The sequence below is a fragment of the Roseobacter sp. HKCCD5988 genome, assembly GCF_037830355.1.
Lineage (GTDB): Bacteria > Pseudomonadota > Alphaproteobacteria > Rhodobacterales > Rhodobacteraceae > M30B80.
This window is the reverse complement of record NZ_JBBLYJ010000001.1, coordinates 592,501-608,391: the sequence shown is the minus strand read 5'-3', so window position 1 is coordinate 608,391 and position 15,891 is coordinate 592,501. Positions and strand designations below refer to the sequence as shown.

The 15,891-nt window shown below is 57.2% G+C and carries 14 protein-coding genes; 7 read left to right on the top strand and 7 right to left on the bottom strand.

The annotated features are described in order from the left end of the window. The first annotated feature begins 6 nt into the window (after positions 1–6). A complete protein-coding gene (locus AAC636_RS03060) occupies positions 7–858 on the top strand; it encodes a protein-disulfide reductase DsbD domain-containing protein (RefSeq protein ID WP_340300373.1) in 852 nt (283 codons plus the stop codon). Here AAC636_RS03060 and AAC636_RS03055 read toward each other — a convergent pair. The 4 genes from AAC636_RS03055 to AAC636_RS03040 form a co-directional block, all read right to left on the bottom strand. After that, entirely contained in the window at positions 855–4,226 is a 3,372-nt protein-coding gene (locus AAC636_RS03055) for an efflux RND transporter permease subunit (protein ID WP_340300372.1), read from the bottom strand. The genes AAC636_RS03060 and AAC636_RS03055 overlap by 4 nt on opposite strands. Before the next feature lie 2 nt (positions 4,227–4,228). Further along, on the bottom strand, positions 4,229–5,569 hold the full coding sequence (locus AAC636_RS03050) for an efflux RND transporter periplasmic adaptor subunit (protein WP_340300371.1): 1,341 nt from the start codon (positions 5,567–5,569) through the stop codon (positions 4,229–4,231). Between the two features lie 106 nt (positions 5,570–5,675). Continuing rightward, a complete protein-coding gene (locus AAC636_RS03045; RefSeq protein WP_340300370.1) occupies positions 5,676–6,218 on the bottom strand; it encodes a molybdenum cofactor synthesis domain-containing protein in 543 nt (180 codons plus the stop codon). Then, positions 6,215–7,039 (bottom strand): uracil-DNA glycosylase, encoded by an 825-nt coding sequence (locus tag AAC636_RS03040; protein WP_340300369.1) that lies wholly within the window; start codon positions 7,037–7,039, stop codon positions 6,215–6,217. The genes AAC636_RS03045 and AAC636_RS03040 overlap by 4 nt, the downstream gene beginning before the upstream one ends. A gap of 133 nt (positions 7,040–7,172) precedes the next feature. Between AAC636_RS03040 and AAC636_RS03035 the strand changes: the two genes are divergently transcribed. From AAC636_RS03035 to plsY, 3 genes are read left to right on the top strand one after another with little or no spacing between them, the layout of a single operon-like run. Then, positions 7,173–8,129, top strand: coding sequence for an aspartate carbamoyltransferase catalytic subunit (locus AAC636_RS03035; protein WP_340252745.1), 957 nt, complete (start codon positions 7,173–7,175; stop codon positions 8,127–8,129). Further along, a complete protein-coding gene (pyrC, locus tag AAC636_RS03030) occupies positions 8,126–9,409 on the top strand; it encodes a dihydroorotase (protein WP_340300368.1) in 1,284 nt (427 codons plus the stop codon). Before AAC636_RS03035 ends, pyrC begins: the two co-directional genes overlap by 4 nt. Further along, positions 9,406–10,008 (top strand): glycerol-3-phosphate 1-O-acyltransferase PlsY, encoded by a 603-nt coding sequence (plsY, locus tag AAC636_RS03025; RefSeq protein WP_340300367.1) that lies wholly within the window; start codon positions 9,406–9,408, stop codon positions 10,006–10,008. The genes pyrC and plsY overlap by 4 nt, the downstream gene beginning before the upstream one ends. Here the strand turns inward: plsY and AAC636_RS03020 are convergent, their stop codons facing one another. The 3 genes from AAC636_RS03020 to AAC636_RS03010 are packed head-to-tail and all read right to left on the bottom strand — an operon-like array spanning position 10,009 to position 12,666. Further along, positions 10,009–11,379, bottom strand: coding sequence for a glutamate--cysteine ligase (locus tag AAC636_RS03020; RefSeq protein WP_340300366.1), 1,371 nt, complete (start codon positions 11,377–11,379; stop codon positions 10,009–10,011). 20 nt (positions 11,380–11,399) lie between these two features. Continuing rightward, the gene (locus tag AAC636_RS03015) at positions 11,400–11,939 is read right to left on the bottom strand and encodes a hypothetical protein (protein ID WP_340261938.1); all 540 of its coding nucleotides are present in this window, start codon (positions 11,937–11,939) and stop codon (positions 11,400–11,402) included. Further along, positions 11,926–12,666 (bottom strand): 16S rRNA (uracil(1498)-N(3))-methyltransferase, encoded by a 741-nt coding sequence (locus tag AAC636_RS03010; RefSeq protein WP_340252753.1) that lies wholly within the window; start codon positions 12,664–12,666, stop codon positions 11,926–11,928. The genes AAC636_RS03015 and AAC636_RS03010 overlap by 14 nt, the downstream gene beginning before the upstream one ends. A gap of 11 nt (positions 12,667–12,677) precedes the next feature. Between AAC636_RS03010 and ubiA the strand changes: the two genes are divergently transcribed. From ubiA to AAC636_RS02995, 3 genes are all read left to right on the top strand, one after another. Further along, on the top strand, positions 12,678–13,631 hold the full coding sequence (gene ubiA, locus AAC636_RS03005) for a 4-hydroxybenzoate octaprenyltransferase (RefSeq protein WP_340300365.1): 954 nt from the start codon (positions 12,678–12,680) through the stop codon (positions 13,629–13,631). A 64-nt stretch (positions 13,632–13,695) separates the two neighbouring features. Next, positions 13,696–15,576, top strand: coding sequence for an OmpA family protein (locus AAC636_RS03000; protein ID WP_340300364.1), 1,881 nt, complete (start codon positions 13,696–13,698; stop codon positions 15,574–15,576). Next, positions 15,573–15,890: a hypothetical protein gene (locus tag AAC636_RS02995; RefSeq protein WP_317656582.1), complete on the top strand. Its 318-nt coding sequence runs from the start codon at positions 15,573–15,575 to the stop codon at positions 15,888–15,890. Before AAC636_RS03000 ends, AAC636_RS02995 begins: the two co-directional genes overlap by 4 nt. Position 15,891: the final 1 nt, after the last annotated feature.

Below are 15,891 nucleotides of genomic sequence, written 5' to 3'. Positions count from 1 at the left end.
GCTATGATGAATGAAACCATCCCATCCAATGCCGCCGCGCGCGCCCTCACTTTGGGCGCTTTTGCGTTTTGCATGGCCTGCGGGATCACGGGCGCCGCGTCAGGCCAAACTGTTGCCTTGAACGGTGATGATGTCGTCACGGCACGGTTTCTGTCTGGATGGCGTATGGAAAATGGCCATCACATGGCCGCCGTAGAAATCAGCCTAGCCCAAGGGTGGAAAACCTATTGGCGCAGCCCTGGGGATGGGGGCCTCGCACCTGAATTGCGGATCGAAAGAAACGCTCAGATTGCAGCGGCTTGGATGCATTTCCCCCGCCCCGAAGTTATCTTCACGGCGGGCACGCCCAATATTGGGTATCATGATCACGTGGTCTTTCCGATTGAGCTTGCAATGCCCCGCGGCCTTGGCCCCATGCCCCTATCGGCTGAGTTGAGCATTGGCGTTTGTGACGAAATTTGCATGCCAATCAGCCTTGAGCTTGAGGGTATTTTACCAGATAGCGGGGCCCGTGATCCGATGATCCTGCAGGCGTTGGCAGATCAACCCACCCCCGCCGCAGAAGCTGGCGTTGGCCCTGCCCGATGTGCAATCAGGCCAATTTCAGATGGGTTGCAAGTGTCGGTAGAGGTCACCGCCCCCGATTTAGGGTCGCCTGAAACGATGATGTTAGAACTGCCCCTCCCAGATGTCTGGATGTCGCCGCCCACCTTTCAGCGCAATGGGGGGCAGATCACCGCAACGGCGGATTTGGTGCCCCCGCAAGGCCTGCCCTTTTCAATGGAGCGCTCAGACCTGCGCATCACACTTGTCGGCTCTCATCGCGCGATCGAGATTGAGGGCTGCGTGGCGCGTTAGGTCTTGCGATTTTGATAGGCGACCCCTGCGGCAAGCCCCAAAACCAAGATCAGCACGCCAAGGCTAAAGACAAGGAACGCAGTCAGGGCACTCGCGGGTAGGAGTGCGGCCCCCCATCCCCAAGCCCCGCCCGTCAAGATTGGGCCGCCCATGACCAAACCCCACCAGAGAACCACCCCCAAAGAGGCGAGCCAAAGCGTGGCGCCTGCTTGACCAATCCGCTCGCGATGGCCCAAGCCGCGGCGCAAGCTGCGCACATGCTTTCCAATATCAGCTTGTATTGCCAAAACCGCTGGCACCAAGAGCAAGACGACAAACATCCCAAAGCCCAAACCATAAACCAACGTAATCACAGTGGGTTTGAGGAACTGCGCCTGTGACGATGTTTCAAACAACAAGGGCGCAAGACCCAGAACCGTGGTCAGGGTGGTCAAAAGAATGGGTCGCAAACGATCACAGGCAGCATCAACCACGGCAGGGATCAGCCCACGATCTTTTGCATATTCATCCACAGTTGAAACCAAAACAATCGAGTCATTGATGATGATACCCGTCATCCCGATCAGACCCACAACCGTAAACATCGACAAAGGCACATCCCAATGCCAATGGCCAAATATCGCCCCCGTCACGCCAAACGGGATCACGCACAGCACGACAAGCGGGCGCAGCCAGCTTGCAAAAATCCAGGCCAAAACGATGTAAATGCCAACCATACAGGCCAAGAACCCCGCAAGGGCATCGTCCAAGAAAGCGCGTTCCTGCTCGGCCAAGCCCGAAAGGGTCGTGGTCACCCCAAATTGCGCCTCAATATTTGGCAAGATTTGATCACGCAATTGCGCCATGATTTCCTCAGCGCGGGCAGGGTCATCTTCGGATAAGTCCCCCGTCACTGACACCACGCGCTGTCCGTTTTCGCGGCGGATTGTGGAAAAGCCCGTTCGCGTCTCAACCGAAACAATATCGGCCAAGGGCACATAGCTGCCGCCATCCGCCCGCAACAACATGCGATCCAGAAAATCGGCGGTTAACTCGCCTTGCGGCAATTCCACCCGCACCGTGGCCGTGCGCAACCCATCGGGAAAGCTTGCCGCTTCAACCCCACCCAAGCGATTGCGCAATATCCGCCCCAAAGCCTCAATTTCAAATCCCAAGGCCTCTCCGCGCGGGGTTAGAGATAGACTTAACTCTTGCCGATCATAGGGCAGATCATCGGCCAAACCTGACACCTCGCCAAAGGGCAAAAGCGCGGTTTTGACGGCCTCTGCTGCAGCCTTGAGAATCTCGGTTTCCGCGCCTGTGATTTGAACATCAATCGCATCGCCACCTGGCCCGCCGCGCCATCCGCGAAAGCTGATCTCTTCCACCATCGGATTTTGCTGCACTTCATTTTGTAAATCCGCGACAAAAGCAAAGGAGGAATAAGGGCGCAGGTCAGGGTCAATCAACTCGATAGAAATTGACCCTAAAAGATCGCTGTCTTTCCCATCGGCAGATGCAAGACTGCCGCCCGTATTCCCGCCAATTTCAGCTAAGACATACGAGGTTGGGTTGCGGCCATGCTCAGCCTCATACCGGCTTGCAACGGCCTCAACCGCGCGTTGCATTTCAGCCAACATGGCAAGGCTATCGTCACGCCCTGCCCCGTCAAGCATGGCAAAATTCCCCGAAACGGAGCTCAGCTCAGGCGCATTGAAAAAGCGCCACGTGACATCACCGCGCAAGAAACTGGCGGCTTGGGTGGCCAAAAGCAGCAACATCACGGCCACAACAGGATAGCGCGCTTTAACGGCAAAATCGATGAAGGGGCGGAAATAGCGCCCGCGCAGCCTCTCGAACCAGCGGTTCACAAAACGTGAGGGGCGATCATACCAAGCATCCTTCGCATTCGCCGCCAAAGCATGCGCCATATGGTTGGGAAGGATTAGGAAACATTCCACCAAACTGGCCGTCAGCACCACGATGACAGTAAAGGGAATATCAGCGATCAAATCCCCAAACCTGCCGCCAATGGCCGCAAGTCCCGCAAATGCCAGAACAGTGGTGAGGGTCGCGGCAAAAACAGGCGCTGCCATGCGCCGCGCGGCAGTTTCGGCGGCAGTGATAGGGTCTTCCCCAAGGGCGCGATGGCGGTAGTCGGCATGTTCGCCCACCACAATCGCATCATCCACAACAATCCCCAAAGTGATGATCAAAGCAAAAAGCGAAATCATATTCAGGGTGATCCCAACGGCATACATCAGCGCAATTGCGGCCAACATCGCCACGGGGATGCCCGCTGCCACCCAAAAAGCGGTGCGGGCATTGAGAAACAAAAACAACAAGCCAAGAACCAACGCCAAACCTGTCGCGCCATTGGACAACAGAATTTCTAAACGGCCCGAAATAAACTCTGCGCGCGTGCGGATCAGATCAATCTGCACATCTTGCGGCAGGGTCGCCTCCATTTGCGTGGCGATGTCTTCGACTGTTGCCTGTATGGAAATCGCATCACCCTTATCCGAGCGATCCACCCGCACCGTCATTGCTGGGTTGCCACCCACGAAGTACGCACTTTCGCGGTCAACCGCCAATTCCATCACCCGCGCCACATCTCCAATCGAGACTGTGCGCCCGTTCGGGTCACGAATAAGGGCAATTGCCGCAATCTCCTCCGCGCTACGCTTGGCTGATCCTGCCCGCACCCGTGCATTGGCCCCATCAACCGCCCCTGCGGGCGCGGTATCGACTTCGGCCGCAATGGCAGCTGCAATATCAGCCATCGTGAGATCATATTGAATCAACCGCACCGTTGGCACTTCGATCAAAATCTGCGGGGCAGCGACCCCGCGAATGGTTGTGCGTGTCACCCCCTGATCAAAGAGGCGCGCCACGAATTCATCTGCGAACCGACCCAGTTGGGCGGGTGCCACGGGCCCCGTAATCACCACATCGGTCACGCGATCACGCCATGTGCCGCGCCGCACCTCTGGCGTATCGGCATCTTGGGGCAGGTCGGTGACACTATCGACTGCCTGCTGCACATCATCTGCTGCGCGGGCCATGTCCCAGCTGGGCTCAAATTCCAAACGAATATTGGCCACCCCTTCACGCGCGGTGGCCTCGGATGCGACAACACCATCAACCGCCAAAAGAACAGGTTCCAAGACGCCCACAATGGCGGCATCTACATCCTCAGCCCCTGCCCCATCCCATCGGGTCGAGATGTCGATATCATCCACCACAACATCGGGAAAAAACTGCGCACGCATATTGGGCAGGGCAAACAAGCCTGCCACGATCAATGCAACCAAAACCAAATTGGCCGCCGTGCGGTGACGCGTGAAATAAGACAATATGCCCGAGGCCTGTGGCGGAAGGCTACGCATGGTTAGCCCCCCATTCGTTCTTCAAGCCGCGCCACCACCCCGCTTGGCACACGGGGTTGGTTTAATTGATCCAAGAGCCGCGATTTCACATCATCAGGGATAAAACTGTTGCCTTCAACATAGGCGATCAGCCGCGCACGGCGTTCAGGGTCAAGCTCTAGCTCCTCGTCTTGCACCACCTCAGGTAGGCTGCCATCGGCTGTAGGGCGCAGAGGGTCAACCTTGATCCCCGCCCCCAAGACGGGGGTTCGGGCGGCCACAATCTCACGGCCTGCCAAGTGATCCGCGCGGAAAATCACATCATCCCCTTGCCGGCGCAGGAGCGTAACTTCGGCGTCCTCAAGGCGATCTTCATCCCCTAAAACAAGCACATGCGCGCCATCGGCCAAGGCCGTGGCAGGCGCAATCATGACGCCCTCAAGCGCGGGCTCGGTCACATGGACACTGACAAAATCCCCCGCTTGCAAGCCCGCAGGGCGCAGCACATCGGCAAAGAGCAACCGCCCCGTTTGCCCCTCACCCACCGCCCCGCTCTCCCGCGTCAGGCGTGCAGGTAGGGTCAAAACTTGCTCACCCAGATCAATGCGCAACTCCACATCAACTTGCGGCAGGCGGCCATCTTCGCCCACCAGGCGCGCATATTGCGCGGTCGATAGACGAAAGGCGACTTCAAGCTGATCAGGATCAAGCAGGCGGCCAAATTGCTCATTCGCGCTCAACAGCCGCCCTTCGGCCAAATCAACCTCGGACAAAACCCCCGAAAATCCAGCGCGAATTTCAGTATCAGCCAAACGCCGCTCTGCATCCGCAAGCGCCTGCCTGCGGGCCAATGTGGCTTGGCTGGCGGAAGCCACGGCCAATTCCGCCGCCTCAACCGCGGCCAAACTGCCGACACCGCGATCCGCAAGATCACGCGCCCGCTCTAGCGCGCGGCGGCGCAAATCTTCCTGCGCTTCAGCATCCTGTAGATCTGCCGCGGCGGTGTCGCGCGCCCATTCTGCCTCGGCAGGATCAATCCGCACCAAAAGCGCGCCTTCCTCAACACGCCCCCCCTCGCGGAAATTGGGCGCAAGCTCAACCACACGTCCCCCGATGGCCGCCCGCAATTCTAGACTGCGCCGCGGCAAAATCTCGCCAAACGCGGTCAGTTCAGGACGCAAGCTTTGCGGGGTCAGCGTCAGAACTTCGGCGGCAAAAACCCGCTCTCGGGCAGGCGGGCGACTGCCCTGATCGCCCATGCGTTCCTGCAAAGATGACCAGATCAGCCCGACCGCCAAGGACAACAGTCCGAAGGTCACAGCGCTTAGGAATAACCCCGTCAATGCACGTTTGAAAAATCTCATAAATGTATCGCCTCAGCAGGGAAGGATTACCCTAAGAATAGACCAAGAAAGCACGATGGAAATAGCGCGGCATAGTGACCCCACATGGGGGATATGTTCGGCATGGCTATTTCCGCCGCCGATGTTCCTCAAGGCGGGGCAAGATTTCAACAAAATTGCAGGGGCGATGGCGATAATCGAGCTGCCATCTTAGAATTTCATCCCACGCATCGGCACAGGCCCCCAAACTGCCCGGTAAGGCAAAAAGGTATGTGCCTTGGCAGACCCCGCCCGTTGCCCGAGATTGAACTGCTGATGTGCCAATTTTGTGCATCGATACCATGGTGAAAACGGTGCCAAAGGCCTCGATTTCTTTTTCGTAAACATCGCGATGCGCCTCCACCGTGACATCGCGCCCTGTAAGACCCGTGCCACCCGTGGTCAGGATCACGTCCACCGCAGGATCCGCGCACCACGCGCGCAGTTTTTCTGCGATCTCAGTGCGCTCATCGCGTAAAATCTCGCGGTGGATCAAATAATGGCCCGCCGCTTTGATCCGCCCTTCCAAAAGGTCGCCAGATTTATCTTGCGTCAAATCCCGCGTGTCAGAAACGGCCAGAACCGCAATGCCGATTGGGATAAAGTCGCGCGTCTCATCAATGCGGCTCATCTCGCGCCCCCAAGGCTCGCTTTCAGTTTCAACAAATCCGCCCAAGCCTCGCGCTTGAGCAAAGGCACGTTCATCAATCGAGCGGGCGAATAAATTGGGAAAGCAGGGCAGCGATGCGCGCCTGCGACAAGCATATGATCCGATTCACGCAGACGCTGGACACCCGTTTGTGACAGGGCTGAAACGCAAGATGCATTTCCAAGCAGCACCACCGCCTTCGGCGCACATAATGCGATATGGCGCAGCAAGAAAGGACGCAGCACCTGATGCTCGGCCTCTGTGATTGGGCGATCTTGCGGCATCCGCCACGGGGAAACGTACGTGAAATAGAGCGCCTCACTCTGACCCTCTGCCGACCGCGAAAGACCGATCGCGCCAAACATCGCATCAAAGAGTTTGCCCGCCTCATCGCTAAAACCCTGCCCCGCCTCATCATCGGCACGGCTTGGGGCTTCGGCAATGACCACCACATCGGCCTGAGGGTTGCCCTGCGAGAAAACCATATTCCGCGCGCCTTTGCGCAGATCAAGCCCATGGAAATCCGCCATTGCAGCCCGCAATGCATCTAAGGAAGGTGCCGCCCGTGCTAGGGCATCGGCGGCTTTGGCCAAATCTGAAACAGTGGCCGCTTTCGGTGCGGGTGTTGGTGCAGGCTTAGACTGCGCGACCTTTGGTGAAACGGGCGCAGGCTTCACCTCGGGCTCAAGGTCAAATCGGTTGATCGGCGCTTCTTCAATCGCATCGCTCACACCCAAATCCACCTGCCAACTGAGCGCGGCAAGCGCATCGGTATAGGTCTTCTGATCAAGGTCATGGCGCATGGTCACAATGCTACTGCCAGTGCGCCGCGAGGTAAATGGGCCATAACAGCCTCTATCGGATGGGTTGTGTCCGCCCCCAAAGACGGCCTATAAGCGGCGCAGTCAAATAGGAAGACAGATCAGGGGGAGCCCGATGTCGTTTCGCCAAAACCACCTCTTAGGTATCGAAACACTTGCCCCCGATGAAATCGTTACAATTCTTGATCTTGCCGATCGCTACGCCGAACTTGAGCGCGGTGATAATAAACACGGTGACGCCTTAAAGGGGCTGACCCAGATCAATATGTTTTTCGAGGCCTCCACCCGCACCCAAGCCAGTTTTGAATTGGCAGGCAAACGTCTTGGCGCGGATGTGATGAACATGGCGATGGCGGCGTCTAGCCTGAAAAAGGGTGAAACGCTCATTGATACGGCGCTGACGCTCAACGCGATGCATCCTGATCTTTTGGTTGTGCGGCACCCCCATTCGGGCGCCGTGAACCTCTTGGCGGAAAAGGTAAATTGCGCGGTTCTGAATGCGGGCGATGGCAAGCATGAACACCCAACCCAAGCCCTGTTGGATGCGCTGACCATTCGCCGCGCAAAAGGGCGCTTGCACCGCCTGAACATTGCGATATGCGGCGACATTGCACATAGCCGCGTGGCGCGCTCAAACATTCTGCTGCTTGGCAAAATGGAGAACCGAATTCGTCTAATTGGCCCCCCCACCTTGATGCCCGCAGGGGTCAGCGAATGGGGCGTGGAAATGTATGACGATATGCAAGCAGGGCTTGCAGGCTGTGATGTGGTGATGATGCTGCGCCTTCAAAAAGAACGCATGGACGGCGCCTTCATCCCATCGGAACGGGAATATTATCACCGCTTCGGGCTGGACGCAGAAAAGCTGAGCGCCGCCAAGGATGATGCGATTGTCATGCACCCCGGCCCAATGAATCGCGGGGTCGAGATTGACGGAACCATTGCCGATGACATCAACCGATCAGTAATCCAAGAGCAGGTTGAAATGGGCGTTGCTGTGCGTATGGCAGCAATGGATTTGCTGGCGCAGAATTTGCGTGCCAGACGAGCCGAAAAGGGGGCGCAGGCATGAATATACTATTCAAAAATGCGCGCCTCATAGACCCAGAGGCAGGCACCGAGGATTTGGGCTGGCTTCTCGTCAAAGATGGGATGATTGCGGCGCGCGGAACGGGTGACACGACCCGAAACGCAGAGCGCGTCATTGACTGCGCCGAATCCTGCCTTGCCCCCGGTCTGGTCGATATTGGCGTCAAAATCGGCGAGCCTGGTGAACGTCATAAGGAAAGTTTCCGCAGCGCAGGCGCGGCTGCCGCCGCAGGTGGCGTGACCACCATCGTCACGCGTGCTGACACCACCCCCTCGATTGATACGCCTGAAACATTGGAATTCGTGCGCCGCCGCGCGCAGGATGCAAGCCCCGTGCGTATCCTCCCAATGGCTGCCCTGACCAAGGGCCGTGAGGGGCGCGAGATGACGGAATTGGGCTTTCTCTTGGATGCAGGGGCTGTGGCCTTCAGCGATGGCGACCTCGTTCTGCGCGACAGCAAGGTTCTCAGCCGCTGCATGGTGTACGCCCGCAGTCTTGGCGCGCTCATTGTGGGCCATCCACAAGACCCTATTTTGTCAGAAGGGGCGGCTGTAACCTCTGGCAAATTCGCCTCTCTTAAAGGCTTGCCCGCAGTGTCGCCTATGGCAGAACGTATGGGGTTGGAGCGCGATCTTGCATTGGTTGAAATGACCGGCGTGGCCTATCACGCAGATCAGATCTCCACCGCGAAATCGTTACCCGCGCTGCGCCGCGCGAAAGAGGCAGGGCTGAATGTTACGGCCGGTATTTCAATCCACCATTTGACGCTGAACGAATTTGACGTAGGCGATTACCGCACCTTCTTTAAGGTCAAGCCACCCTTGCGCGCCGAGGAAGATCGCGTTGCGATGGTTGAGGCGCTGCGGGAAGGGCTTATTGATATTATTTGCTCCATGCACACACCCCAGGATGAAGAAAGCAAACGGCTGCCTTATGAAGCGGCGGCCAGTGGCGCAGTAGGGCTTGAAACCCTGTTGCCCGCCGCGTTGCGGCTGCATCACGGGGCGGGTCTGAGCCTGCCTGATCTCTTCAAAGCGTTGTCTTTGAACCCCGCCCGCCGCTTTAATGTCCCAGGTGGCAGCTTAGCCGAAGGTGCTGCGGCTGATCTCATTCTGTTTGATCCAAATCGACCCTTTGTTCTGGATCGCTTCGCTTTGCACTCAAAATCCAAGAACACGCCCTTTGATGGCGCACGGCTGCAAGGGATGGTTTTGGCAAGTTTCATCAACGGCCAATGCATTTATGAACGGAACGCATCGTGATCGAATTTAACTTGATCCAATTGGGCCTCGTTGGGATCGGGGCCTATCTCTTGGGCTCGGTTCCCTTTGGACTGGTCATGGCGCGCCTGTTCAATTTGGGCGATTTGCGCAGCATTGGGTCGGGCAATATTGGCGCAACCAATGTCCTGCGCACAGGCCATAAACTGGCGGCTTTCCTGACCTTGGCTCTTGATGCAGGAAAAGGTGCGATTGCCGTTTTGGTGGCACGCGCTTTGTTTGGCGATTTAGCTGCACAAGTTGCGGGGGGCGCGGCATTTCTCGGGCATTGCTACCCTGTGTTTATCGGTTTCAAGGGCGGCAAGGGGGTGGCAACCTTTCTCGGCACGCTCCTCGCACTTGCTTGGCCTGCAGGTATTGCGGCTTGCGCCACATGGGCGATTGTGGCCGCGCGGTTTCGCATTTCGTCCCTATCCGCGCTGATCGCGGCAGTATTGTCACCCGTATTCGTGGCAATCTTGGGTTATCCGCAGACCGCAGTCGTCACGGTCATCTTGGCTGCGCTGATTTTCAACAGACACCACGCGAATATCAAAAGACTGCTCTCTGGCACCGAGCCGAAAATTGGCCAGAAATCCTAATCAGTATTTATACTCTTCGTAGATCCGCGTTAAATCACCGCCCCATTCGCCGTGATAGCGTTCCAACAATTCATCGGCGGGGGTTTTGCCGCTGTCTAGGCTTTCTTTCAACGCATTCAGAAAATGTGTCTCATCAGGCACAAGCCCACCCGCGCCCGCGCGCGCGCGGGTTTTCAACCCCGCCTCAGAGAGCGCCACAACTTCACGCGCCAGCTCATGCATCTTTATCCCGTGAGTGTCGGCCTGAAGCCCTTCAACAGATGCCGCAACGCGCAGCGCATCGCGGGTCTCAGCGTCCCATCCCTTCACCAAATCCCATGCGGCGTCCAATGCGGTCTGATCATACATCAAACCCACCCAAAACGCGGGCAAAGCACATAGCCTGCGCCATGGGCCGCCATCGGCACCGCGCATTTCGATGAATTTCTTGACCCGTGCCTCTGGGAAAATTGTGGTCAAATGATCCGCCCAATCAGACAGGGTCGGCACCTCACCTGGAAGGGCGGGCAATTGACCTTTGAGAAAATCGCGGAAGGATTGACCGAGCGCATCAATGTAAACCCCATCGCGATATACAAAATACATCGGCACATCGAGCGCATATTGCACCCATGCCTCAAAGCCAAAACCCTGCTCAAAGACGAAGGGCAGCATCCCCGTTCGCGCGGCATCGAGGTCACGCCAAACACGGGCGCGCCATGATTTATGCCCATTGGGTTTGCCATCAATAAAGGGCGAATTTGCAAACAGCGCAGTCGCGACAGGTTGCAACGCCACAGCCACGCGCAGCTTTTGCACCATATCCGCCTCAGAGGAGAAATCGAGGTTCACCTGAACCGTGCTGGTGCGATACATCATGGTTTTGCCCATGCTGCCCACGCGATCCATATAGCCTGTCATCAGGCGATAGCGCCCTTTTGGCATCATCGGCATATCCTCATGCCGCCAAATCGGGGCCGCACCTAGGCCGATGAATTCAACCCCGATCTTATCGGCGACATCACGCACCTCGCGGAGGTGTTGGTTCACCTCGTCACAGGTCTGGTGGATTGTCTCGAGAGGCGCGCCTGAAAGTTCAAGCTGCCCGCCCGGCTCAAGGCTGACATTCGCGCCATCCTTGGTCAGGCCGATGATGTGCGCGCCCTCCATCACGGGCGCCCATCCGAATTTATCGCGCAACCCCTCAAGCACCGCTTTGATTGAGCGAGGGCCATCATAGGGCAGCGGGTTTAGCGTGTCGCGGCAATAGCCGAATTTTTCATGCTCTGTGCCAATGCGCCATTGATCCCGCGGCTTGCACCCTACGGCCAAATACTCTGCCAACTGGCTTTCGCGTTCAATAGGGCCACCGCCTTGCTGAGGTATCGACATGGGCGCTGCTCCCGCCTGAATTATGATTGCACACCAATGCGGAACTGGCCCGCCTGACCATCCGTGTCAAGGCCACGCGTCCACAGAATTTGCGTACCAAGGCGTTTCCTATCGCGCGCGGCAATCAGCGCTGCCATTGAAATTTTGGGCAGAGCAGAAAACCCATCAAACAAAACCTCTGCGCCGCTTGCCTCAAGGGGGATGGTCAAAACACTGTCGCGGGTTTTCAAAACCCATGCAGGATCATTGTCCTTATCCACCCGTAAGCCAAGGCTTTCTAGATCATCCAAATCCACGGCACCGCCCCAAATTGGGCCCATATAGGCGATGCGCCCTTCAACAAGGCTGACCACCCCCACGCCTTGCCCAGACGATGCAAACCGCGCGCGGCGCCATGCGACAAAGCCCGTTGTTGCTGCCACGGCAACCACCATCCACCCAACCATGCCTAAAATTGGACTCGGGCGCGTGATCAACCACAGGCCAAAGCCAACCGCGCAGAAGGCTGCGATCACCTCTGCGTATCGCACAAAGGCGTGGCGCAATTCAGGTCGGATCATGCCAATCCCCCAAATGAGATTGAAACAGCGTCAGCAGGGCCACGGCGGCGGTATCCGCACGCAAAATGCGTGGGCCAAGGCTGACTGGGGTCACAAAAGGCAGGCGCGACAGGCTTGCGCGCTCTTGCGGGGAAAACCCGCCCTCAGGGCCAATCAAAAGCGCCCATTTCTGACTAGGCTGCGGCCCCGCAAAAGCCGCCGCGACACCAACCCGCGCCTCATCCGCCCAAATAATCTGACGATCCTCAGGCCATTGCGCCAAAAGGCGATCAAGGCGCATCAGATCACTGACCTCAGGCACGAATGTGCCGCCACATTGCTCTGCCGCCTCTATGGCGTGGGCTTGCAAGCGATCCTGCCTGATCCGCTCGGAATTGGTGAACTCGGTCTGAACGGGGATGATCCGCGCGGCCCCCATCTCGGTCGCTTTTTCCACGATAAAATCTGTGCGCGCTTTTTTGATTGGCGCGAAAATCAGCCATAGATCAGGCGGCAGCTGAACCACGCGGGTTTGCTCGCGGCACAAAAGCCGTCCTGCGCGCTTATTTGCTTCGACAACTTCGGCAAGAAACTCACCGTCACGGCCATTAAACACCAAAATCTCGGCCCCAACGGAAAGCCGCATCACAGCAAAAAGATAATTGGCCTGATCACGCTCGAGAGAGAGTGTTTGCGCTTTGGCAAGCGGCTGGTCTAGGTAAAGGCGTATCTTGGCGGCTTGAGACATAAGGGGATCATATGAGCGCAGATAACCAAATGCCAGAGGGTCGCGTGCGCGATGCCTATCAGGGCAATTGGGTCGATCATCTCGCCCCTGCCGCAACACGGCCCTATTTGCGATTATCTCGGGCCGATCGCCCAATTGGCACATGGTTATTGCTTTTGCCGTGCTGGTGGGGCTTGGCGCTTTCTGTTGCGGCTGACCCTGCGGGCGGAACAGTCTATGATCTCTGGATTGCACTTGGCTGCGCTATTGGCGCGTTTCTCATGCGCGGTGCAGGCTGCACATGGAATGACATCACCGACCGCCGTATTGATGCGGGCGTTGCCCGCACCCAATCGCGCCCTTTGCCATCAGGTCAGGTGACAGTGCGCGGCGCACTGATTTGGGCGGTTGTGCAGGCACTCATCTCTTTTGGCATTCTGCTCACCTTTCAAGCAGCCGCAATTTGGTTCGGCATTCTGGCTCTCTTGCCTGTGGCGATTTATCCTTTTGCCAAGCGTTTCACATGGTGGCCGCAGGTGTTTTTGGGCATTGCCTTTAACTGGGGCGCGCTTTTGGCTTGGGCGGCGCATCAAGGCAATCTATCGCTTGCCCCTATCCTTCTTTATCTCGCAGGAATTGCATGGACCCTGTTTTATGACACGATTTATGCCCATCAAGACAAAGAAGATGACGCGCTGATGGGCGTGAAATCGACCGCACGCCTTTTTGGGGAGAATTCGGCGCAGTGGCTTTGGGGCTTCTTGACCCTCAGCGCGGGCCTCGCGGCGGCGGCTGTGATGGTTGTCCTATCAGGGGCGGCGGTAATATTGGGTCTTTGCGGCGTTGTGGGTTTTGCCGCCCATATGATCTGGCAGATGCGGCAGTTGGACATCAACAATGTCGACCGCTGCCTGTCGCTGTTTCGCAGCAATCGCGATGCTGGGCTGATCTTTGGGCTATTTCTTGCCGCTGCAGCATGGCTGTGATTGATCCTCGGGCGATTAATCTCTAAGCCATCCGCAGGGGATAAATTCGGATCACATTTCCAATATGAAAATTTCGCTCTCTCTTGCAGCAGTTTTAACTTTTTTGGTCGCAGGCCTGTTGTCTTACCTCGTGGCAATCGCCGCGGCGATCTCCATCGAAAACCGTTCTGTTGCGGCGGTTGAGGAACGGCTGGAGCAATCTGGCGTGAGTTGGGTCGAGTTGCGCGGGGACGGGCTGCAAGTTCACATTTCAGGCGAGGCCCCCAATGAGGCTGCACGGTTTCGCGCGCGGACACTTGCCGCGGCAGTCGTGGATGATGACCGGCTGATTGATGAAATCACCGTTGCCGACCCCGCGGGCATTTCAACCCCAGATTTCCTGCTCGAGATGTTGCGCAACAGTGACGGCATTTCGATGATTGGACTGATCCCAACCGATGCCGATGGCGAAACCATTGCCGCACGCATCGCCGATATCACCAATGGGGTCGAAGTCGCCAATCTGGTGGAAAGCGTTGACTATCCTATTCCGCAAGGTTGGGATGCCGCACTTGAATACGGGCTGCGCGCCTTGCGCTTGCTTCCACGTTCAAAAATCTCGGTGATGCAGGGCAAGGTGACTGTCACGGCGGTTGCCGATAGCGTGGCGGAGCGTGACAGCGCAATATCCCGCTTAAACAGTTACCCTCAGGCAGGGTTGGATGTGGTTATCGACATCTCCGCCCCCCGTCCCGTTATTACACCCTTTGCCTTTCGTATGATCCGCGAGGGCGATGTGGCCAGTCTTGAGGTTTGCTCCGCAGATACGGAGGCGAATGCGGCGCGGATTATCACCGCGGCAGAGGCCGCAGGCCTTGCCACAGGTGAAAGCTGTGATGTGGGCCTTGGCGTGCCTTCCACAGAATGGGCGCGGGCCATAGAGGTGGCGGTCGCCGCTCTTGCAGAACTCGGGGAGGGGACGCTCACCTTCTCAGACGCCGATGTCAGCCTTGTGGCGAAAGAAGGCACATCGCAGCGTCTTTTTGATCGGGTGGTGGGTGAATTAGACCGCAACCTTCCCAATCTGTTTTCGTTGCAGGCCATCCTACCGCCCCCGCCCCAAGATAGCGGCGCGTTAGAAGCGCCAGAATTCACCGCAAGCCTTTCTGAGACAGGGGCCGTTCAGGTGCGCGGTCGCTTACCCGATGAAAACCTGCAAGCCGCGAACCAAGCTTTCGCGCAGGCGCTTTTCGGCAGCGAAAATGTCTATTTCGCCACGAATTTAGACGAAGCCTTGCCCGAAGGATGGTCAGTCCGCAGTCTTGCAGGCTTAGAGGCGCTGTCCTTTTTGCATGACGGCGATTTGCTCATCACCCCCGCAAAACTGACATTGTCTGGCCGTGTTGCAGATCGAGATCATATCGAACTGGCCTCGCGCCTCCTATCGGATAAACTTGACGGTGCAGATTTCGAGATCAACGTGACCGTGGATGCAAGCCTTGCGCCTGAACCCGAATTGCTGTCACCTGAAACCTGCCTTTCGCGGATCAATGATCTGTTGGCAGAGACGAAAATCACCTTTGATCCTGGGTCGATTGAAATCAACGAAAGCACAGGCGCAATCCTAGATCGCTTGGCTGAGATCCTGCCAGATTGCCGCCATGTCGATATGGAAATCTGCGGTCATACCGACAGTCAAGGGCGCGAGGAAATGAACCTCACATTGAGCCAAGCCCGCGCTGATGCGGTCTTAAACGGCCTTCTGGCGCGGCGGGTTCTGGTGTCGAACCTATCGGCGCGCGGTTATGGAGAGGCCAACCCAATCGCGGATAATGACACCGAAGAGGGCCGCGAGCAAAACCGTCGTATCGAGTTTAAACTGATTGATCGAACCGCAGCCGAAAATGACACGCCCGGGGAGGCGGCAGATGCCGAAGCCCCTGCAGGCGAGGAGGCCCAACAATGAACCGCACTGAATTCATTATCGCCATTACGATCATTTTGATCATCGCCTTTGCCCTTGGGTGGTTTGCAAATTGGCTTGTGCATCGTCTGACGCGCGTATCCGATGCAGATGTGAATGAGTTGGAAAGCCTCGCCGCTTCGCTGCACGAAGCCGAAGAATTGCGCGACCAAGCCATCACTTATATCGAACAGCGCGAAAGTGAATTGACCACGCAGCTTTCCCAAACCGAGGCCGAGTTGCGTGCCGCGATGGAAGGTTTGCGTGAAGCCCGCAGCGAAAACGACCATCTGCGCAGTAAGTTGGAGAAATCTTAAG